General features: G+C 68.0%; 19 protein-coding genes. 12 read left to right on the top strand and 7 right to left on the bottom strand.

Annotated features, from left to right (window positions below):
• Positions 1-19: 19 nt before the first annotated feature.
• Positions 20-1,198: a cystathionine beta-lyase gene (gene metC, locus ACW18C_RS09275; RefSeq protein WP_492070594.1), complete on the bottom strand. Its 1,179-nt coding sequence runs from the start codon at positions 1,196-1,198 to the stop codon at positions 20-22.
• A gap of 81 nt (positions 1,199-1,279) precedes the next feature.
• On the opposite strand from metC, the gene ACW18C_RS09270 reads away from it, so the two are divergent.
• The gene (locus ACW18C_RS09270) at positions 1,280-2,374 is read left to right on the top strand and encodes an amino acid ABC transporter substrate-binding protein (protein ID WP_322298616.1); all 1,095 of its coding nucleotides are present in this window, start codon (positions 1,280-1,282) and stop codon (positions 2,372-2,374) included.
• Between the two features lie 33 nt (positions 2,375-2,407).
• On the top strand, positions 2,408-3,769 hold the full coding sequence (locus ACW18C_RS09265) for a dicarboxylate/amino acid:cation symporter (protein WP_040349573.1): 1,362 nt from the start codon (positions 2,408-2,410) through the stop codon (positions 3,767-3,769).
• 1 nt (position 3,770) lies between these two features.
• Here the strand turns inward: ACW18C_RS09265 and sseA are convergent, their stop codons facing one another.
• From sseA to ACW18C_RS09250, 3 genes are read right to left on the bottom strand one after another with little or no spacing between them, the layout of a single operon-like run.
• On the bottom strand, positions 3,771-4,616 hold the full coding sequence (gene sseA / locus ACW18C_RS09260; RefSeq protein WP_492070591.1) for a 3-mercaptopyruvate sulfurtransferase: 846 nt from the start codon (positions 4,614-4,616) through the stop codon (positions 3,771-3,773).
• Positions 4,617-4,631: 15 nt separating this feature from the next.
• Complete coding sequence (locus tag ACW18C_RS09255) at positions 4,632-5,852, bottom strand: class I SAM-dependent methyltransferase (protein ID WP_492070590.1); 1,221 nt, start codon at positions 5,850-5,852, stop codon at positions 4,632-4,634.
• 22 nt (positions 5,853-5,874) lie between these two features.
• Positions 5,875-7,326: a cryptochrome/photolyase family protein gene (locus ACW18C_RS09250; RefSeq protein WP_492070588.1), complete on the bottom strand. Its 1,452-nt coding sequence runs from the start codon at positions 7,324-7,326 to the stop codon at positions 5,875-5,877.
• A gap of 112 nt (positions 7,327-7,438) precedes the next feature.
• On the opposite strand from ACW18C_RS09250, the gene kdsA reads away from it, so the two are divergent.
• From kdsA to ACW18C_RS09215, 7 genes are all read left to right on the top strand, one after another.
• A complete protein-coding gene (gene kdsA / locus ACW18C_RS09245; protein WP_425485656.1) occupies positions 7,439-8,317 on the top strand; it encodes a 3-deoxy-8-phosphooctulonate synthase in 879 nt (292 codons plus the stop codon).
• Between the two features lie 18 nt (positions 8,318-8,335).
• On the top strand, positions 8,336-9,790 hold the full coding sequence (gene rfaE2, locus ACW18C_RS09240; RefSeq protein ID WP_492070586.1) for a D-glycero-beta-D-manno-heptose 1-phosphate adenylyltransferase: 1,455 nt from the start codon (positions 8,336-8,338) through the stop codon (positions 9,788-9,790).
• Positions 9,791-9,798: 8 nt separating this feature from the next.
• Positions 9,799-10,788: an ADP-glyceromanno-heptose 6-epimerase gene (rfaD, locus tag ACW18C_RS09235; protein WP_492070584.1), complete on the top strand. Its 990-nt coding sequence runs from the start codon at positions 9,799-9,801 to the stop codon at positions 10,786-10,788.
• Entirely contained in the window at positions 10,785-11,882 is a 1,098-nt protein-coding gene (locus ACW18C_RS09230) for a DUF3089 domain-containing protein (protein WP_492070583.1), read from the top strand. The genes rfaD and ACW18C_RS09230 overlap by 4 nt, the downstream gene beginning before the upstream one ends.
• A 78-nt stretch (positions 11,883-11,960) precedes the next feature.
• Positions 11,961-12,941, top strand: coding sequence for an SPFH domain-containing protein (locus tag ACW18C_RS09225; protein ID WP_008263714.1), 981 nt, complete (start codon positions 11,961-11,963; stop codon positions 12,939-12,941).
• A gap of 16 nt (positions 12,942-12,957) precedes the next feature.
• Positions 12,958-13,431 carry an NfeD family protein gene (locus ACW18C_RS09220; RefSeq protein ID WP_154726603.1) on the top strand — a complete coding sequence of 158 codons (474 nt, stop codon included), beginning with the start codon at positions 12,958-12,960 and terminating at the stop codon, positions 13,429-13,431.
• Between the two features lie 43 nt (positions 13,432-13,474).
• Positions 13,475-14,884: an MFS transporter gene (locus ACW18C_RS09215; protein WP_492070581.1), complete on the top strand. Its 1,410-nt coding sequence runs from the start codon at positions 13,475-13,477 to the stop codon at positions 14,882-14,884.
• On the opposite strand, the gene rnhA is transcribed toward ACW18C_RS09215, so the two are convergent.
• Entirely contained in the window at positions 14,881-15,333 is a 453-nt protein-coding gene (rnhA, locus tag ACW18C_RS09210; RefSeq protein ID WP_008263255.1) for a ribonuclease HI, read from the bottom strand. The genes ACW18C_RS09215 and rnhA overlap by 4 nt on opposite strands.
• A gap of 107 nt (positions 15,334-15,440) precedes the next feature.
• On the opposite strand from rnhA, the gene ACW18C_RS09205 reads away from it, so the two are divergent.
• From ACW18C_RS09205 to tatC, 3 genes are read left to right on the top strand one after another with little or no spacing between them, the layout of a single operon-like run.
• Entirely contained in the window at positions 15,441-15,659 is a 219-nt protein-coding gene (locus tag ACW18C_RS09205) for a twin-arginine translocase TatA/TatE family subunit (RefSeq protein ID WP_492070579.1), read from the top strand.
• A 23-nt stretch (positions 15,660-15,682) separates the two neighbouring features.
• Positions 15,683-16,276 (top strand): Sec-independent protein translocase protein TatB, encoded by a 594-nt coding sequence (tatB, locus tag ACW18C_RS09200; protein ID WP_035308512.1) that lies wholly within the window; start codon positions 15,683-15,685, stop codon positions 16,274-16,276.
• Complete coding sequence (gene tatC / locus ACW18C_RS09195) at positions 16,273-17,166, top strand: twin-arginine translocase subunit TatC (RefSeq protein ID WP_292148489.1); 894 nt, start codon at positions 16,273-16,275, stop codon at positions 17,164-17,166. Before tatB ends, tatC begins: the two co-directional genes overlap by 4 nt.
• 11 nt (positions 17,167-17,177) lie before the next feature.
• Here tatC and ACW18C_RS09190 read toward each other — a convergent pair whose 3' ends face one another.
• Both ACW18C_RS09190 and glnA read right to left on the bottom strand, forming a co-directional pair.
• Positions 17,178-18,032, bottom strand: coding sequence for a DUF6065 family protein (locus ACW18C_RS09190; protein ID WP_492070578.1), 855 nt, complete (start codon positions 18,030-18,032; stop codon positions 17,178-17,180).
• Between the two features lie 169 nt (positions 18,033-18,201).
• Positions 18,202-19,608, bottom strand: a complete 1,407-nt coding sequence (gene glnA / locus ACW18C_RS09185) for a type I glutamate--ammonia ligase (protein ID WP_008258959.1) — start codon at positions 19,606-19,608, stop codon at positions 18,202-18,204.
• Positions 19,609-19,662: the final 54 nt, after the last annotated feature.

The raw sequence follows: 19,662 nt of genomic DNA, 5'->3' as shown, positions 1-19,662 counted from the left end.
CGACTGTCGCCCCGGCCGCTTAAGGAAGGGTGAGCGCCGCGCGGAAGGCGGCGAAGCCGTGTTCGAGGTCGGCGATCAGGTCGGCGGGGTCTTCCAGCCCGATATGCAGGCGGATCAGCTCGCCCTCCAGCGCCGGCGGATGATCCCGATAAGCCATCTGGTGGGTTTCGTGAGTGATCAGGCTTTCGAACCCGCCCCAGGAATAGCCCATGCCGAACAGGGAAAGGGCGTCGAGGAAGGCGCAGGCTGCGGCCGTGTGTCCGCCCTTCAGCACCACGCCCATCAGGGAGGCGGCGCTGGTGAAGTCCCGCGTCCACAGGTCATGGCCGACCGAGCCGGGCAGGGGCGGATAGAGGACGCGCGCCACCTCGGGCCGGGCCTGCAGCCACTCGGCGACGATCAGGCCCGACCGCCCCTGTTCGGCATAGCGCAGCGGCAGGGTGCGCAGGCCGCGCAGGGCCAGCCAGGCGTCGTCGGGCGAGACGTGCCAGCCCAGATCCTCGATCGTGTCGGCGACGGCGCGCAGGCAGGCGGGGACGCTGGAGGCGATCCCGCCCATCAGGACGTCGGAATGGCCGGAGACATATTTGGTCAGGGCCTGAACACTGACGTCGACGCCGTGGGCCAGGGGCTTGAAGGCCAGGCCCGCGCCCCAGGTGTTGTCGATCACGGTCAGGACGCCGCGGTCGCGACAGGCCGACGCCACGGCGGCCACGTCAATCATCTCGAAGGTCAGGGAGGCGGGCGATTCCATCAGGACCAGACGGGTGCGATCGCTGAGAGCGGCGATCAGGCCGGCCGCATCCGTATCGGCGGGCAGGAAGCGGGTCGTGACCCCGCGCGCGGCCTGGTAGCGGGCCAGGAACCGGCGGGACGGGCCATAGATCGCGTCGCTCGTGATCACCTCGTCGCCCGGCCGGGTCAGGGCCAGCAGGGGCACGGTCACGGCGGCCAGGCCGGACGGGACGATGAAGGCGTCGGCCGCGCCTTCCAGATCGGCCAGGGCGGCGCGCAGCTGGCGCGCGGCCGAGCCGCCGTCCAGGCCGTAGGTCGGACCATCGGCGTCGTTTCGCATGGTCTCCGCCCGGTCGCTGAGCATGGTCGAGGCGCGTTCGATGGGCGGGTTGACCGGGCGGCGTCCCCCGCCCCGCCGGGTGGCGGACGAGATCAGACGGGTGCGGTCCGAATGCGGCGACATGGCCTCTCCGATGGGTTGCGGATCAGGGCCTAAAGGCCTCTAAAGTCAGCGGGGCGCAAGCGGCGGAGGATACGAAACGCGATGCGGGTCTTGACGATCGGAGTTATGGCGGCGGCCCTGCTGACGGCGGCCTGCGGACGCGGGAATCCCGACCCGACGCCGGAAACCGCCTCGCAGACCCTGCCGACGCCCAGCGTGGCCACGGATCGCCCCGACAGCCCGACCCTGATCGCGGTCAAGCGACGCGGGCGGCTGAACTGCGGCGTGCATCAGGGGCTGGTCGGCTTCGCCTATACCGACAACCGCGGTCAGTGGCGTGGGTTCGACGCCGACTTCTGTCGCGCCATGGCGGCGGCCATCTTCGGCGACGGGAACGCGGTTCGGTTCGTGCCCCTGTCTGCGTCCGACCGGTTCGCGGCGCTGAAGGAAGGCCGAGTGGACGTGTTGTGGCGCAATTCGTCCTGGACCATGAGCCGGGACGCCGGCGAGGGCTTCGTCTTCGCGGGAATCAACTATTACGACGGCCAGGGCTTCCTGGTGCGGCGGTCTCTGAGCCTGGCCAGCGCCACGGAACTGAACGGCGCCCGAATCTGCGTCCAGGCGGGATCGACAGCCCAGGCCAACGCCGACGACTTCTTCCGCTCGCGCGGCATCGCCTATCGCCCGGTGGTTCTGCCCAGCGAGGAGGCGGCGCGGGACGCCTATGGCCGGGAAGACTGCGACGCCTTGAGCGCCGACATATCGGCCCTGGCCGCCGCCCGCACGGTTCTGGCGGATTCTCAGGCGCACACGATATTGTCAGACGTGGTGTCGAAGGAGCCGCTGGGACCCGTCGTCAGGGCCGGGGACGAACGCTGGGCCGACGTGGTGCGATGGACCCTGAACGCCGTCGTCCTGGCCGAGGAATTCGGGGTCACGCAGGAGAACGCCGAAGCCCTGTCGAAGACGTCGAACGACCCGCGCATCAAGCGTTTGCTGGGGTCTGAGGGCGAATACGGCGCTCTGCTGGGTCTGTCCGACGACTGGGCGAAGGACGCCATACTGTCGGTCGGAAATTACGGCCAGATCTTCGACCGGAATCTGGGTTCGCAATCGCCGCTCGACCTGGCGCGCGGATTGAACGCACAGTGGAACGCGCGGCCGGCCGGCTTGATCTATGGATTGCCGATCCGTTAAGCGCCGCAGCTTGAGTCTTTTCCTGGGGGGCAGATGACCGAGACGAAACCTGGGGGCATAGCCCTCCACTGGCTGATGCTGATCGGCTTCACCGTCGGCCTGGGCGGGGGGCTGTGGGTCAATCTGGCGCTGGGCGCCGATACGGCCTGGGTGGTCTGGGTCACCGACAACATCACAGGACCGGCGGGGCAGATCTTCCTGCGCCTGCTGTTTATGATGGTCATCCCGCTGCTGTTCTCGGCCCTGGTGATCGGGGTGGCCGAGATGGGCGACCTGAATTCGCTGGGACGGGCGGGGATCAAGACCCTGCTGCTGACCATACTGGTTTCGGGCATCGCGGTGGTGATCGGCCTGGTCATGGTCAATCTGTTGCAGCCCGGCCGGGGCGTCGATCCCGCCATGGCGCAGCAGTTACTGGAACAGGGACGCGACGGCGCCGCCGGCATCGTCCAGAACGCGCCGGAGACCATTCAACTGGGCGACTTCTTCCTGGGACTGGTGCCGTCCAACGCGGTCACGGCGGCGGCGGAGAACCAGATCCTGCCCCTGATGGTCTTCGCCCTGTTCTTCGGCATCGGCCTGGTCATGGCCAAGAGCCCTGCAACCGACCGCCTGCAAGAGGTGATCGAGGGGCTGCTGGAAGTGACGATGAAGCTGATCAACCTCTTCATCAAACTGGCGCCCTTCGCCATCGCCTGCCTGATGTTCAACCTGGCGGCCCTGTTCGGCTGGGATCTGCTGGTGCGGCTGGCGGCCTTCGTCGGCGTCGCCGTCGGGGCCATGGCGATCCACATGTTCGTGGTCTATCCGCTGGTCATCTGGCTGCTGGGCGGGCGTTCGCCGATCGCCTTCTTCAGGGCGGTGCGCGAGCCGATGGTGGTGGCCTTCTCCACCGCCTCGTCCAACGCCTCGCTGCCGGTGTCGCTGAAGGCGGCCGAGCAGGAGCTGAAACTGCCCAGGAAGATCGCCCGTTTCGTCCTGACGGTCGGGGCCACCGCCAACCAGAACGGCACAGCCCTGTTCGAGGGGGTGACGGTGCTGTTCCTGGCCCAGTTCTTCAACGTCGAACTGAGCCTGACCCAGCAGGTCATCGTCATGCTGGTCTGTATCCTGGGCGGGATCGGCACGGCCGGGGTGCCGGCGGGTTCGCTGCCGGTGGTGGCCATGATCCTGGTCATGGTGAAGGTGCCGCCGGAAGGGATCGGCCTGATCCTGGGCGTCGACCGCTTCCTGGACATGTGCCGGACCACGCTGAACGTCACCGGCGATCTGGTTCTGGCCACGGTGGTCTCGCGCGGCGAGAAGGACGATCCGGTCGAGCCGGTCGAGCCTGCGGCGCCCGAAGATCTTCCGGGGGCCGCCCGACGCGGCCTGAAGCACGGAACGGCGGGCTGAGTCAGTCGAGGACGACGGGGGTGTCGGTCCGAGACCCCCATTCGGCCCATGAGCCGTCGTAGAGGCTGGACGGCGCGTCGAGCGTGGCCAGGGCCAGGGTGAGGATCGCGGCGGTGACGCCCGAGCCGCAGCTGGTGATGATCGGGCGGTCGAAGGTCACCCCGGCGTCGCTGAACCGGGCGCGCAGGGCCTCGGGCTCCAGAAGTCGTCCGTCCTCGCCGATCACGGAGAGGAAGGGCAGGTTCAGCGCCCCCGGCATATGGCCGGAGCGCAGGCCGGCCCGGGGTTCCGCCGCCTGACCCGCGAACCGGGCCGCCGGCCGCGCATCCAGAATCTGCGCCTCGCCCGTCAGGGCCGCCAAGACGGTCGGCAGGTCGGCGACCGCGTCGCTGCGTCGTGATGCGTTGAACGACGCCGGGGTCGGCGTCTGCGCCGGACCCGAGACCAGAGGCCGCCCTTCGGCCCGCCAGAGCGGCAGGCCGCCGTCCAGCACCCGCACATTGGTCGCCCCCATCAGCCGGAAGGTCCACCAGACGCGCGGGGCGGAGCGCAGGCCGACCGTGTCATAGATGACGATGGTGTCGGTCGCGGCGATGCCGAGGGCTCCGACCGCCTCGGCGAAGGCGGCGGCCGTCGGCAGCATGTGCGGAAGGTCCGAACTGTGGTCCGAGACCGCCTCGAGATCGAAGAAGACCGCGCCCGGAAGCCGGGCCTGATCGAAGTCCGCCTGGGCGTCGCGGCCGTCCAGATGCCAGGACCCATCGACGATCCGCAGGGTCGGGTCGTCCATCAGGGCCGCGAGGGCGGCGGTGGAGATCAGGGGCGAGGACGGCGAGGACTGGGTCATGCCCCCAGCCTAATGTCAGGCGCGGTCCAGCACCAGTTGCACCACGTCGGTCCGGCGCGACCGGAAGCCCGCCTCGCAATAGGCCAGATAGAAGCGCCACAGCCGGCGGAACCGCTCGTCGAAGCCGGCGATGCGGCGGATGTCGCTCCAGGCCGCCTGGAACCGGTCGTCCCAGAGTTTCAGCGTCTCTGCATAGTCTTGGCCGAACCGTTCGATGGAGCCCCAGTTCAGGCCGGCGGCGGCGACGACCGGCTTCAGCCGCTCCTCGGACGGCAGCATGCCGCCAGGGAAGACGTATTTCTGGATGAAGTCGGTGCGGGCGTTGTATTCCTCGAACAGGGGCTCCTGGATGGTGATGATCTGGAGACCCGCCCGGCCGCCGGGGTTCAGAACGTCGTGGATCTTTTCGAAATAGGTCGGCCAGTATTCCATGCCGACGGCCTCGAACATTTCGATGGAGGCGACGCGGTCGAACCGGCCCTGGACGTCGCGATAGTCCATCAGGTCGATCGTCGCGCGGTCCGACAGACCAGCGTTGAACAGACGCTGGCGGGCGAAGTCGTGCTGTTCCCTGGAAATGGTCACGCCGGTGACCTGGGCGCCGATCTCGCGGGCGGCGAACTCGGCGAAACCGCCCCAGCCGCAGCCGATCTCCAGCACCGACATGCCCGGCTTCAGATCCATCATCCGGGCCAGGGCGGCGTATTTGGCCTTCTGCGCCGCGTCCAGCGGGGCGTCCGCCCGCTCGAACCGGGCCGACGAATAGGTCATCGAGGGGTCGAGCCAGGTTTGATAGAAGGCGTTGCCCAGATCGTAGTGGGCGTGGATGTTCTTCTTCGACCCGGTCTTGCTGTTGCGATTGCGGCGATGGGCCAGCCAGTTGACCGCCATCATCAGCCAATTGCCGTCGAACAGGCGGCGGATATGGTCGTAGTTCTCGACCAGGGTCTCCAGCAGGGCGGCCAGATGCGGGCTGTCCCACTCGCCGGCCATATAGGCCTCGGCGAAGCCGATGTCGCCGGCGGCCAGGACGCGGCGGGCGAAGCCGTAGTCCTTGACGTACAGCACCCCGCTGGGGCCGGGGCGGGCGCCGTCCAGCACATGGGTCTCGCCATTGGGCAGGTGGACGGTCAGGCGGCCGAAGGTCCAGTTCGACGCCAGCAGACGCAGCAGCATGGCGAACATGCGCGGCGTGCGGGCGGCGGCGGCCTCGATATCGACGGTGGCGACACTCATGCGGGACCCTCTTTGGACGTCGTCAGTCATGGCCGGCCTGTTCGTCTCGTCCAGTGACGGTCTTCAGAGCGTCGAGGGCGCGGGCGCGGGCCTGGGCATGATCCAAGATGGGGTGGGGATAGTCTTTGCCAAGGCGCACGCCGGCGTCGCGCAGCACCTCGGGCGGTGCTGTCCAGGGCGACTGGAGCCAGCGGTCGGGCAGGCGGCGCAGTTCGGGAACCCAGCGGCGGACATAGCCGCCCGTCGCGTCGAACTTCTCGCCCTGGGTGATGGGGTTGAAGATGCGGAAATAGGGGGCGGCGTCGGCGCCCGAACCGGCGACCCACTGCCAGTTCTGCACATTGCTGGCCAGGTCGGCGTCGACCAGCGTGTCCCAGAACCAGGCCTCGCCCTCGCGCCAGTCGATCAGCAGATGTTTGACCAGGAAGGAGGCGACGACCATCCGCACCCGGTTGTGCATCCAGCCGGTCGTCCACAGTTGACGCATGCCGGCGTCCACCAGCGGATAGCCGGTGCGGCCGCGCTTCCAGGCCTCCAGCCCCTCGGGATCGTCGCGCCAGGGCATGGATTCGTACTCCGGGCGGAAGGCCCGGTCGGTTATGGTTGGGAAATGGTGGAGCAGATGGGCCGAGAAGTCGCGCCAGCCCAGTTCCGCGACGAACTTGTCCGCCTCGCCCGCCGGGACCGCGCCCGCGTCCGCCGCGTCTCGCGCCCGCCGGGTCGCACGCCAGGGACTGATCTCGCCCCAGTGCAGGTGGGGGGAGAGGCGGCTGGTGGTCGGAAGGGCGGGATGGTCGCGGCCCTTGGCGTAGGTCTTGAGGCCCCGTGCGAGGAAATCGGACAGGGCGGCGTCGGCGCCGGCCTCGCCCGGCGTCCAGTCGAAGCCCTCGGACCAGTCGGGGCGGGCCGGGTGGAGACCCCAGTCGTCGATCGATTCTGTCTGGACCGCGTCGGGCGTGGCGATGCGGCGCGGGGCGGTCGTGGGCGGCGGCGGCTCGGCTGTCGCCAGCAGGGCCTTCATGAAGGGGGTGAAGACCTTGTAGGGCGCGTCGGATCCGTTCAGCACGGCGCCCGGTCGGGCCAGCAACGACCCGTTGCAGTCCTGGCAATCAACGCCGCTTGATGTCAGCGCGTGGGCGATCTCGGTGTCGCGGGCGAAGGCGGCGGGTTCGAACAACCGGTTCATGAACAGGGCGTCGGCGCCGGTGTCCTGGATCAGGCTCTGAAGTTGGGTCAGCGAATCGCCGCGCCGCAGGATCAGCCGCGAACCGCGTTCCCTAAGCGAATCGTCCAGGGCGCGCAGGGACTTGTCCAGCCACCACAGCGAGGCCGCGCCCGCCGGACGATCCGGGTCGCGCTCCAGGATGAAGACCGGCAGGATCGGACGGCCGGTGGCGACGGCGTGATACAGGGCGGGATTGTCGTTCAGGCGCAGATCGCGGCGAAACCAAAGGACGACAGGCTTGGTGGCCACGCAGGCGAACTCCATGATAACTTGCGCTCACACAAAACGAGCGCCACCTGATGGCCTCATAGCTGCGGCAAACGCCGCTCCCATAACGCCCGAACTTCGAAAGAGCCGCCTCGTGAGCCGACCCAACGCCGTCATTACGTTGTCCGAAGGTCTTCGGACGCCTGTCGTCATCGGCGGCGGCGCACGAATCGCCTTCATCGCCGGTCCCTGCCAGATGGAGAGCCGCCAGCACGCGCTGGAGACGGCCCATGCGCTGAAGGAAATCGGCGAGCGGCTGAACGTCGGCATCATCTACAAGACCAGTTTCGACAAGGCGAACCGCACCAGCGCCAGCGCCGCGCGCGGCATCGGCCTGAAGGACGCCATGCCGATCTTCGCAGAGATCCGCGAAACCGTCGGCCTGCCGACCCTGACCGACGTCCACTCCGAGGCCCAGTGCGGCCCGGTGGGCGAGGTGGTCGACGTGCTGCAGATCCCGGCCTTCCTGAGTCGCCAGACCGACCTGCTGCTGGCCGCCGCCGCCACCGGCAAGGCGATCAACATCAAGAAGGGCCAGTTCCTGGCCCCCTGGGACATGAAGAACGTCATCGCCAAGGTGGTCGGGGCCGGCAATCCGAACGTCATGGCCTGCGAGCGGGGCGCCAGCTTTGGCTACAACACCCTGGTCAGCGACATGCGCGCCCTGCCGGTGCTGCGCGAGATCGGCTGCCCGGTCGTGTTCGACGCGACCCACAGCGTGCAGCAGCCCGGCGGGCAAGGCACGTCTTCGGGCGGTCAGCGCGAGTTCGTGCCGGTTCTGGCGCGCGCCGCCGTCTCGGTCGGCGTGGACGCGGTCTTCATGGAGACCCACCCGGATCCAGACAACGCCCCGTCGGACGGCCCGAACATGGTGCCGCTGGATCAGTTCGAGGCCCTGGCCGCGCAGCTGATCGCCTTTGACGACCTGGCCATCCAGATCGGGGCCAAGGCGCCGGTGGCGCAGGCCGCCTGAATCCTCTAGGTCGGGCGCATGTCTGACACCCTTGATCTGGGCGCCCTGCAGAAGCTGCTGGAGCGCGTGCGTGGCCTGAAGGCGGCCTGCGTCGGCGACCTGATGCTGGACCGCTACGTCTATGGCGAGGTCAGCCGCATCTCGCCCGAGGCGCCGATCCCGGTGCTGCGCACGCGCCGGACCACGGCCATGCCCGGCGGCGTGGGCAATGTGGCGCGCAATGTCGCGGCCCTGGGCGGGGTGGCGCATCTGGGCGCCGTGACGGGCGAGGATGCGGCCGGCGCGGAACTGCGCGACCTGATCGCCGCAGAGGACCGGGTCGTCGACTTCATCGCCCGGCCGGCCGGCGCCGCGACCATCGTCAAGACTCGGTTCGTGGCGGCGGGGCAGCAGCTGCTGCGGCTGGACGAGGAGGCGGCGGCTTCGCCCTTGACTGAATCGGACGCGTTTTCAAATGTCTCCGCCATTCTGCTGTCAGACTACGCCAAAGGCGTGGTCGGCGACGCCCTGATCGCCTTGGCCCTGAAAGCCGCGCGCGAGACCGGCGCGCCGGTCATCGTCGATCCCAAGGGTCGGGATTTCGCCCGCTACGGCGCCGTCGATGTCATCAAGCCGAACGCGTCGGAACTGGCCGGGGCCACGGGCCTGCCGGTCGAGACCGACGCCGAGGTCGAGGCGGCGCTGGCGGCCCTGCTGGCGGCGACGACGGCGAAGGCCATCATTGTCACCCGCGCCGGCAAGGGCATGAGCCTGGCGCGGCGCGACGGGCCGGTGCGGCATTTTCCCGGCCGGGCCCGCGAAGTGTTCGACGTGTCCGGGGCCGGGGACACGGTGCTGGCTTCGCTGGGCCTGGCCCTGGGCGCCGGGGCCTCGCTGGAGACGGCGGTGCAGTTCGCCATCCTGGCTTCGGGCGTGGTGGTCGGAAAGGCCGGGACGGCCGTGGTCACGCCCGCAGACCTGATCGAGGCGGAGCTGAGCCAGCACGCCGTCGCGGCCCAGGCCAAGGTGACGCCGCTGGACGAACTGGCGACCGAGGTCGAGGCCTGGCGCCGACAGGGGCTGAAGGTCGGCTTCACCAACGGCTGTTTCGACATTCTGCACCGGGGCCATGTGGCTTATCTGGCCCAGGCGCGGTCGTGGTGCGACCGGCTGGTGGTGGCGCTGAACACCGACGCCTCGGTCAGGCGGCTGAAGGGCGAGGGGCGGCCGGTCAATGACCTGGACAGCCGCGCCGTCGTGATCGGCGGCCTGAGCAGCGTGGATCGGGTGACCAGTTTCGACGATCCCACCCCCATCGCCCTGATCGAGCGGCTGCGGCCCGACGTGCTGATCAAGGGATCGGACTATACCCGCGAGGGCGTGGTGGGCGGCGACCTGGTGGAGAGCTGGGGCGGCGTGGTCCGTCTGGCGGAATTCAAGGATGGGTATTCGACGACCCGGACGATCGAGAAGATGACGGGAAGCGCGCAATGACGCCCAGAATGATTGTTGTGACGGGCGGAGCCGGCTTCATCGGCTCCAATATCGTGGCGCGGCTGACGGCAGAGACGGCCTATGACGTGGTGGTCTGCGACCGCCTGGAGACCGCCGACCTGGCCAAGTGGAAGAACCTGGCCAAACATCCGATCGCCGACTTCTGGGCGCCGGAGGAACTGTTCGAACAGCTGGAGCGTCATGCGGAGCGGATCGAGGCCGTGGTGCATATGGGCGCCATCTCGTCCACGACCGAGCCGGATGCGGACCTGATCCTGCGCACCAACTTCACCCTGTCGCGCGATCTGTGGGACTGGTGCGCGATCCGGGACGCCCGGATGATCTACGCCTCGTCGGCGGCGACCTACGGCGACGGCGAGACGGGGTTCAATGACGACGACGATGCGGAGTCCCTGTCGAAGCTGAGGCCGCTAAATGCCTATGGCTATTCGAAAATGCTGTTCGACCAGTATGCGGTGCGCCAGTCGGATCGCGGCCAGGCGCCGCCCCAGTGGGCGGGGCTGAAATTCTTCAACGTCTATGGGCCCAACGAAGGGCACAAGGGCGGGATGAAGTCGGTCGTGGCCCAGATCTGGCCCAAGGTCGCGGCGGGCGAGACCGTCAGCCTGTTCCGGTCGCACAATCCCAACTATGCCGACGGCGGCCAGTTGCGTGACTTCGTCTATGTGGACGATGTGGTCGATATCATCGAATTCCTGCTGCAGTCGCCGGAGGTCTCGGGGATCTTCAACGCCGGATCGGGCCAGGCGCGGTCGTTCGACGATCTGGCCAAGGCCACCTTCGCCGCCGCCGGCAAGGCGCCCTCGATCGAGTATGTCGACATGCCCGAGGCGATCCGCGACCGGTACCAGTATTTCACCCAGGCCCGGATGGACCGGATCCGCGCCGCCGGGTTCGAGGGACAGTCGACGCCGCTGGAAGAGGGCGTGCGTCGCTACGTCCAGAACTTCCTGGCCCAGCCCGATCAATACAGATGAAGCGCCTGACGACCCGGCAATGGATCGGCTACATCGGGTTCGTCCTGGTGTTTCTGCTGACCGCCGCAGTCGCGGTGTGGCGCGGGGACATTCTGCGCGCCGGACTGGATCCCCAGGTGCCGTTCCAGACCTACAAGCCCCCGCCGGCGCCCGATTACGCCGATCCCAGGACCTGGGCCTTGCGGGACGCGCGGGCGCCGGGGGCGGGCGGGGCCAACGTCTTCTTCGTTCATTCGACCACCTTCAACGGCGGGCGCGACTGGAACGGGGCCATCGGCGACCCCAAGGCCGACGCCTATCTGTACCGGGTGGTCCTGCCCAACTACGCCGGACCCTTCGCACGGGCGGGCGCGGTCAGCGCGCCGCGTTATCGGCAGGCCAGCCTTTATACGCGCCTGACCCTGCGCGACGATGCGCGCGAGGCCCGGGCCTTCGCCTATGGGGACGTCCTGGCGGCCTTCGACGCCTGGCTGGCGCGTCATCCCAAGGGCCCCATCGTCCTGGCGGGGGTTGAGCAGGGCGCCGATCTGCTGGACCGGCTGATCCGCGAACGGATCGCGCCGGATGCGGCGGTCCGGGACCGTCTGGTGGCGGCCTATCTGATGGACACGATCATCGCCGCCGAGAATCTGCCGGACTCCATTCCGGCCTGCGCCGATCGGCGCCAGATCCATTGCGTGATCGCCTGGTCGCAGGTCGGCGACCGCGACGACTCGGCCGCCCGTCGGCGACTGCGGCGGGCGACCGTATGGGATGCGCGGGGGCATCTGGTCGATCTGGCGGGGCGGCCGGCGGTCTGTGTGAACCCGGTGACGGGGGGCACGGGCGAAGAGCCCGTTCCCGCGCGCCTGCACCGGGGCGCCACCAATGCGACGGGGCTGGAATGGGGGGCGCGTCCGGCGCTGATGGCGCGCGAGGTCGCGACCCAGTGCCGCGAAGGGCTGCTGCGCCACACCTGGCCCGATCTTGAATCCTTCCGGGAGACCGGCAACTGGGCTGACCGGAGAAAGGCGCGGCCTTACAACCTGTTCTACGGCGATCTGGAAGCAGATGTGGCGGAACGGCTTGCAACCTACGCTCGGCAGACCGGTTGAAAATCGGACGAAGGTCGTCCGGTTTCGGTGGCGCGGCTCGCGTCCCGCGCGTAACCTCCTCGCATACGGAGGATACACATGGACGTTCTCACCATCTTCGCCGGCGTTCTGCTGCTGCTCGCGATCGCGCTCCTGTTCAGCGTCATCAAGATCGTGCCGCAAGGCCGTGAATTCACGGTCGAACGGTTCGGCAAATACACCAAGACCCTGAGCCCCGGCATCGGCTTCCTGACCCCGTTCGTGGAACGGGTCGGCAAGCGGATGAACATGATGGAGCAGGTTCTTGATGTGCCGACCCAGGAAGTCATCACCAAGGACAACGCCATGGTCCGGGTGGACGGCATCGTCTTCATCCAGGTGATGGACGCCGCCCGCGCCGCCTATCGGGTCGATGATCTGCCCTACGCCATTTCCCAGCTGTGCATGACCAATCTGCGCACCGTGGTCGGTTCTATGGAGTTGGACGAGGTGCTGAGCCAGCGCGACAGCATCAACACCCGCCTGCTGCACGTCATCGACGCGGCGACCGAGCCCTGGGGCGTCAAGGTCAACCGGATCGAGATCAAGGACCTGACCCCGCCGACCGACGTCACCAACGCCATGGCCCGCCAGATGAAGGCCGAGCGCGAGCGCCGCGCCGTGGTCACCGAGGCGGACGGCGAGAAACAGGCCGCCATCACCCGCGCCGAGGGCGCCAAACAGGCGGCCATCCTGGAATCCGAAGGCCGCAAGGAGGCCGCCTTCCGCGACGCCGAGGCGCGCGAACGCGAAGCCGAGGCCGAGGCCCGCGCCACCACCATGGTGTCGGAAGCCATCGCCCGGGGCGACGTCAACGCCATCAACTATTTCGTGGCGCAGAAATATGTCGAGGCCTTCGCCGAACTGGCCCGCAGCCCGCAGCAGCGGACCGTCATCGTGCCCGCCGAAATGGGCGCCCTGGTCGGCACCATCGCCGGCATCGGCGAGATGGTGAACCTGGCCAAGGGGCAGCAGCAGCAGGCGACCCCGGTCAAGCCCGCCGCCGCCCCGCGTCGTCCGTCCGTTCCGCCCACCGCCTGATCCGGGAGCCCAGGTCATGACCGTCGTCGCCGATCTGTACGCCGCCCAGCCGTTCTGGATCTGGCTGGCCGTCGGGGTGTTGTTGCTGGCCGTCGAGTCGATGTTCTCGACCGAATGGCTGTTGTGGCCGGCGGTTTCGGCCGGGCTGGTGGCGGTGATGACGGCGGTCGGGGTGCGGTTGGGCCTGCCCGGCGAAGTGGCGGTCTTCGCCGTGCTGACGGTCATCGCCACCCTGTTGTCGCGACGCCTGATCCAGAAGGCCAATCCGGACGGGGTCGACATCAACGACCGGAACAGTCGTCTGATCGACCAGCGCGCCCGGGTGGTGGAGGCCTTCGTCGGCGGTCGAGGCCGGGTGTTCGTCTCCGGCGCCGAATGGTCGGCCGTCATCGACGGGGCCGCGCCCGAAACGGGGCAGCCCGAGGTCGGGCAGGATGTCGTGGTGCACGGGGTCAGCGGCTCGCTGCTGACGGTGCGCGCCGCGACCTGAGCCGTCCCGCGCAACCTTTGCCGTGGGACGACGTTCGACGCTGATGTCAGACAGCCGTATCGCCTCCGTCGTCCCGGCCCAGGATGGACTGCCGGTTCCGAGGCGCTATTGGGCCATCGTCTCCATCGGCCTGGGCATCACCCTCGCCGTCCTGGACGGCGCCATCGCCAATGTCGCGCTTCCGTCCATCGCCCGGGATCTCCAGGCGTCGGAGGCCGCCTCCATCTGGATCGTCAACGCCTATCAGATCGCCATCGTGGTCGCGCTTCTGCCGCTGGCGTCGCTGGGCGAGATCGTCGGCTATCGTCGGGTGTCGCAGGTGGGGCTGGCGGTCTTCACCCTGGCTTCGCTGGCCTGCGCCCTGTCCGATTCGATCCTGACCCTGAGCCTGGCTCGGGTGCTGCAGGGGTTTGGGGCGGCGGGGATCATGAGCGTCAACGGCGCCTTGGTGCGCTTCACCTATCCGCAGCGGATGCTGGGCCGGGCGGTCGGGATCAATGCGGTGATCGTCTCCATGGCCGCCGCCGCCGGCCCGACCATCGCCAGCGCCGTGCTGAGCCTCGGCGAATGGCGCTGGCTGTTCGCCCTGAACATTCCGCTGGGGGTTCTGGCGGTGTCGATGGCGGGCTTCACCCTGCCGCACAATCCGTTGCAGAAGCGCAGGCTGAACCTGACCGGGGCGGCGCTGAGCGCGGCGGCCTTCGGCCTCGTCATCACGGGGATGCAGGCCCTTGCTCACGGCGAGGCTTCGATCCTGGGCTTCGGCCTGACGGGGCTCGGGCTGGCGGCCGGGGTGCTGCTGGTGCGGCATGAGAGGCCCAGCAAGACGCCGCTGATCCCGCTGGACCTGCTGGCGCGGCCGATGTTCGCCCTGTCGGTCGCCACCTCCATCATCTCCTTCACCGCCCAGATGATGGCCTTCATCTCCCTGCCGTTCTTCCTGCAGGGCTCGCTGGGGCTCAGCGCAGTGGAAACGGGGCTGCTGATGACGCCCTGGCCGCTGGCGACCATGTTCGCCGCCCCGCTGGCCGGGTGGTTGTCGGATCGGCATTCGGCGGGGATACTGGGCGCCGTCGGCTTGAGCCTGTTCGCCTGCGGTCTGATGGCGCTGAGCTTCCTCGACGGGGATTCGTCGCGGTTCGACATCATCTGGCGCATGGCCCTGTGCGGGGCCGGGTTCGGCTTCTTCCAGTCGCCCAACAACCGCGCCCTGCTGTCGGAGGCTCCGCGTGAGCGGGCCGGGGCGGCGGGCGGCGCCCTGGGCACGGCGCGGGTGCTGGGTCAGTCGATGGGGGCGGTCGTGGTCGCCTTCCTGCTGTCGGCGGCCCCGGTCACGGGCGTGCGTCACGGCTTCGAGCTGGCCGCCGTCGCGGCCCTGTTCGGCGCGGTGATGAGCGGAGCGCGCATCCGACGCCGCATCGTCGAGCCGGAAAAGGAAGTCGAGGCGGTCTAGACGCGCCTGAGGTCGGCGACCCCGCGATTCGCCAGCTGGTCGGCGCGTTCGTTCAGTTCGTGCCCGGCGTGGCCCTTGACCCAGCGCCATTTGACGTCGTGCTTCAGCCGGGCGGCGTCCAGACGCTGCCATAGGTCGGCGTTCTTGACCGGCTTCTTGTCGGCGGTCAGCCAGCCGCGCGCCTTCCAGCCGCGCATCCATTCGGTGATGCCCTGCATGACGTATTTGCTGTCGGTGTGAAGCTCGACCCTGCAGGGCCGTTTCAGCGCCTCCAGCGCCATGATGGCGGCCATCAGCTCCATGCGGTTGTTGGTCGTATTGGGCTCGCCGCCCCACAATTCCTTTTCGTGGCCGCCCCCGGTCTGGAGCAGGGCGCCCCAGCCGCCGGGGCCGGGATTGCCCTTGCAGGCGCCGTCGGTGTGGATGATGACGTGATCGGTGGGACTCATGGTCGCGAAGACCTACAGCCTCCCTTGGCGCGGGGCCATCACTGCGCCTATATGCGCTGAAGATAAGTGACGGGATCGATGATCGGTCCGCGTGAGGAGAACGAGCCATGGGCTCCATGAGCATCTGGCACTGGGCCATCGTCATTGTCGTCGTCGCCGTCCTGTTCGGTGGACGCGGCAAGCTGTCCGGCATCATGGGCGACGCCGCCAAGGGCATCCGCGCCTTCAAGGACGGCCTGAAGGACGACGACAAGAAGGACGGCCTGCACGACGGCGTCAGCTCGCTGCCCCGCACCGATGCGGAAAAGGAAGAGCTGAAGCGCTAGTCGTCGTCTGTAAGGGCTGACGCATGGGCGGGCTCGGCCCCGGTATCGGGGGCTTCGAATTAGTGGTGATCGGCCTGGTGGCCCTGCTTGTGGTGGGGCCAAAGGATCTGCCTGTTCTGATGCGTCGCGTCGGCCAGATGGTCGCCAAGGCGCGCGCCATGGCCAACGAGTTCCGCTCCAGTTTCGACGAGATGGCGCGTCAGTCCGAACTGGACGACCTGCGCAAGGAGGTCGAGGCGCTGCGGAGCGGGCAGGGGGCCATGTATCCCCTGGGCGCAGACGCCGATGCGGCCTTCAAGGACATCAACGCCGGCCTGACCGGGCCGGGCGCGCCGGCCGCCCTGCCGGCGCCGACCGCCGAGGCGCCGATCATGACGCCCGCAGCCGACGAATGGCCCGATGCCCCGCCGCTCGTTGAGCCGACGCCGACGATTGAGTCCAAGACGAAGCGCGCGACGGCGAAGACCGCCGCCAAGTCCGCCGTATCGGCAACGGCCGAGACTAAGCCCAAGCCGCGACCGAAGGCGAAGCCGAAGGCCGCGTCCACGGCCACGATCCCCGCGACCAAGACGCCCGCCAAGCCCCGGACCCCGCGCAAGAAGGCCGTCGAGCTTTGACTTTCTCCGATCGTGACGAGGCCGAGATCGAGGCGTCGCGCGCGCCGCTGATGGACCACCTGATCGAGCTCCGCAGCCGGTTGCTGATCTGCGTGATCGCCTTCGGCCTGGGCTTCATCCTGTGTTTCGCCTTCGCCAACCAGATCCAGATCGCCCTGATCAAACCCTATCAGGCGGCGGCGGCCATTCATGCGGCGGCCCTGGCGTCCGGCGGACACGCCAACCCGCTGGAGCTGATCGCGACCATGACCGGCCTGCGCCCCTATCCGCCCGGCAGCGCCGCCGTGGTGCAACTGATCGCCACCGCGCCGCTGGAGCAGCTGTTCACCAAGATGAAGATCGCGGCCTTCGGCGCGGCGGTTCTGACCTTCCCGGTCATCGCCTGGCAGATGTACCGGTTCGTCGCGCCGGGCCTGTACCGAAACGAGCGGGGCGCCTTCCTGCCGTTCCTGATCGCGGCGCCGGTGATGTTCTGCCTGGGCGGGGCGTTGGTCTATTATGTCATGCTGCCCTTCGTCATGCTGTTCTCGCTGGGTCAGCAGGTGGTCAGCGACGGGATTTCCGTGGCCCAGACGACCAAGATCTCGGACTATCTGAGCCTGGTGACTTCGCTGCTGCTCGCCTTTGGCCTGTGCTTCCAGCTGCCGGTCGTGACGACCCTGCTGGGTCTCGCCGGCATGATCAGTTCCAAGGCCATGGCGGCCGGGCGGCGCTATGCGATCGTCGCCGTGGTGGTGGTCGCCGCCGTGGTGACGCCGCCGGACCCCATCAGCCAGCTGATGCTCGCCGTGCCCCTGGTCATCCTCTACGAGGTCTCGATCTGGTGCGTGCGGCTGATCGAACTGCGCCGCAGGAAGGCGGATGACGAGGAGGGGCTGGCCTCGGCCTGAGCCCCGTCGCTCTAGCCCCGCTTCTTGCCGTCCGCGTGATCGACGGGGCAGACCCGTCGTGAGCCGGTCTGGCGGAAGGGCGACAGTCTGAGCTTGGACTCATGGTCGGCCGGCCCGGCATGGCCCTCCGGATGCAGTCCGCGATAGTAGAGTTTCTGCCATTGATCGGCGGGGGCCGTGGGCTTGGTCTTCTTGACCCACTCCTGGAAGGCCAGCCGCGAGGCTCGCCAGGCGTCGAAGGTCTGCAGCATCTCGGGCTGGTCCTCCATCGGCCGCAGCTCCGGCTTCAGCCGGTCCAGCACGCCGCGCGGGGTGGGGAAGAAGAAGCAGAAGGGCTCGTTTTCCTCGAACCGGATCCAGACGTCGGGGCGGGTGAAGCGCCAGTTCATGGTGAAGGTGTAGGGCGACCAGTCCGTTTCGATCACCCCGCCCATCGGGGCGATGCCGTCCTTCATGGCGTTGGGTGGGCCGCCGACCCACAGGTTCCAGCCTTCGGAGGTGCGCACGATGCCGTCGACGTGGAAGGTCAGGGTCCCGCTGCCGAACAGGGAGACCGGACCCCGCTTCGGGTCCGAGCCGGGATCAAGCACGATCTCGACCGAGCTGGCGTCAACGCCGCCATGCCAGCGGGCCTTGAAGCCGCAGGGGCTGAGCATCTCCCAGCCGTGGGTGTTGGCGATGGCGAGGGGCAGGCAGCGATAGGCGAAACTGTCGGGCGTTTCGGTCATCCAGTCGCGCCTGGGCGAGGCCGGCGCCACGCGCGGGGCCCAGCCCTCGCGCACATAGCAGACCAGTTCGGTTTCGGCCGCGCGGACCGGGGCGCCCTTGGGACGCGCGGGAACAGACCCCTTGAGACGCTTGACCATTTCGAGCCTCGTATGCCGCCGATGCGGCCTTATGGCATGGGCGCCGGCGGCGTGTAAGCCAGCCGCGTCTGGGCCGGTCGCGTCTGGGCCGGCCGCGTGACGCACGGAAAAGAAAAGCCCCGGACGGCGGACCGTCCGGGGCTTTCCTGAAGTCAGACTGCTGAAGGGATCAGCAGCTGTAGTACATGTCGAATTCGACGGGGTGCGGGTGCAGTTGCAGGCGCATCACCTCTTCCATCTTCAGCTCAATGTAGCTGTCGATGAAGTCGTCATCCATGACGCCGCCCTTCTTGAGGAAGGCGCGGTCCTTGTCGAGGTTCTCGAGGGCTTCGCGCAGCGAGCCGGAGACCTCGGGGATCGAGCCGCGCTCTTCCGGCGGCAGGTCGTACAGGTTCTTGTCGGCGGGCGCGCCCGGATCGATGCGATTCTCGATCCCGTCCAGACCCGCCATCAGCAGGGCGACGAAGGTCAGATATGGGTTGCCCATCGGGTCGGGGAAGCGGGCTTCCAAACGCTTGGCCTTCGGCGACGAGACGTGCGGGATACGGATCGAGGCCGAACGGTTGCGGGCCGAATAGGCCAGTTTCACCGGGGCTTCGTAGCCGGGGACCAGACGCTTGTAGCTGTTGGTGGTCGAGTTGGCGAAGGCGTTGATGGCCTTGGCGTGCTTGATGATGCCGCCGATGTACCACAGGCATTCCTGCGACAGGCCGGCGTATTTGTCGCCGGCGAACTGGGGCTTGCCGTCCTTCCAGATCGACATGTGGACGTGCATGCCCGAACCGTTGTCGGCGAACATCGGCTTGGCCATGAAGGTCGCCGACTTGCCGTAGGCGGCGGCGACGTTGTGGATCACGTACTTATAGAGCTGCAGCCGGTCGGCCATGGTCAGCAGGTCCGAGAATTTCAGACCCAGTTCGTGCTGGGCCGGGGCCACCTCGTGGTGGTGCTTCTCGGGCTGGAGGCCCAGGTCGCGCATGACGCCCAGCATCTCGCCGCGCAGGTCCTGGCCGGAATCGACCGGGTTGACCGGGAAATAGCCGCCCTTGGGCCCAGGGCGGTGGCCCATGTTGCCCTCGGTGTATTCGGCGCCGGTGTTGGCCGGCAGCTCGGTCGAATCATACGAATAGGAGGTGTTGTGCGGCTGGGTCGACCAGCGCACGTCGTCGAAGATGAAGAACTCGGCTTCCGGGCCGAAATAGACCATGTCGCCCACGCCCGAGGACTGGACATAGGACAGGGCCTTCTTGGCCATCGAGCGGCTGTCGCGGTTGTAGGGTTCGCCGGTGTCCGGGTTCAGCACGTCGCAGAACAGGAACATCGTGGTCTGCTGGTAGAACGGGTCGATATAGGCCGTGGTCAGGTCCGGCTTCAGCAGCATGTCGGACTCGTTGATGGCCTTCCAGCCGGCGATGGACGAGCCGTCGAACATCGTGCCTTCGTTCAGGAAGTCCTCATCGACCAGGTCGATGTCGAAGGTGACGTGCTGCAGCTTGCCGCGGGTGTCGGTGAAGCGAACGTCGACGTATTTGACGTCCTTCTCCTTGATCTCCTTGAGGATCTTGCTGGCGCTCATTCTCGGAAGTCCTGTTTCTTGGTCGTTGGGGAGGAACCGATCGATCAGCGCATG

Source organism: Brevundimonas sp. FV1ye7S (assembly GCF_058680995.1).
This window is presented reverse-complemented; position numbering and strand designations above follow the sequence as displayed.

Excerpts from the sequence above, each read along its gene's own strand:
- glnA (WP_008258959.1), bottom strand. The coding sequence starts at position 19,608 with ATGAGCGCCAGCAAGATCCTCAAGGAGATCAAGGAGAAGGACGTCAAA.
- ACW18C_RS09190 (WP_492070578.1), bottom strand. The coding sequence starts at position 18,032 with ATGGTCAAGCGTCTCAAGGGGTCTGTTCCCGCGCGTCCCAAGGGCGCC.
- sseA (WP_492070591.1), bottom strand. The coding sequence starts at position 4,616 with ATGACCCAGTCCTCGCCGTCCTCGCCCCTGATCTCCACCGCCGCCCTC.
- ACW18C_RS09265 (WP_040349573.1), top strand. The coding sequence starts at position 2,408 with ATGACCGAGACGAAACCTGGGGGCATAGCCCTCCACTGGCTGATGCTG.
- ACW18C_RS09255 (WP_492070590.1), bottom strand. The coding sequence starts at position 5,852 with ATGAGTGTCGCCACCGTCGATATCGAGGCCGCCGCCGCCCGCACGCCG.
- ACW18C_RS09270 (WP_322298616.1), top strand. The coding sequence starts at position 1,280 with ATGCGGGTCTTGACGATCGGAGTTATGGCGGCGGCCCTGCTGACGGCG.
- ACW18C_RS09225 (WP_008263714.1), top strand. The coding sequence starts at position 11,961 with ATGGACGTTCTCACCATCTTCGCCGGCGTTCTGCTGCTGCTCGCGATC.
- rfaD (WP_492070584.1), top strand. The coding sequence starts at position 9,799 with ATGATTGTTGTGACGGGCGGAGCCGGCTTCATCGGCTCCAATATCGTG.
- tatB (WP_035308512.1), top strand. The coding sequence starts at position 15,683 with ATGGGCGGGCTCGGCCCCGGTATCGGGGGCTTCGAATTAGTGGTGATC.
- ACW18C_RS09220 (WP_154726603.1), top strand. The coding sequence starts at position 12,958 with ATGACCGTCGTCGCCGATCTGTACGCCGCCCAGCCGTTCTGGATCTGG.
- rfaE2 (WP_492070586.1), top strand. The coding sequence starts at position 8,336 with ATGTCTGACACCCTTGATCTGGGCGCCCTGCAGAAGCTGCTGGAGCGC.
- ACW18C_RS09230 (WP_492070583.1), top strand. The coding sequence starts at position 10,785 with ATGAAGCGCCTGACGACCCGGCAATGGATCGGCTACATCGGGTTCGTC.
- ACW18C_RS09205 (WP_492070579.1), top strand. The coding sequence starts at position 15,441 with ATGGGCTCCATGAGCATCTGGCACTGGGCCATCGTCATTGTCGTCGTC.
- rnhA (WP_008263255.1), bottom strand. The coding sequence starts at position 15,333 with ATGAGTCCCACCGATCACGTCATCATCCACACCGACGGCGCCTGCAAG.
- ACW18C_RS09215 (WP_492070581.1), top strand. The coding sequence starts at position 13,475 with ATGTCAGACAGCCGTATCGCCTCCGTCGTCCCGGCCCAGGATGGACTG.
- metC (WP_492070594.1), bottom strand. The coding sequence starts at position 1,198 with ATGTCGCCGCATTCGGACCGCACCCGTCTGATCTCGTCCGCCACCCGG.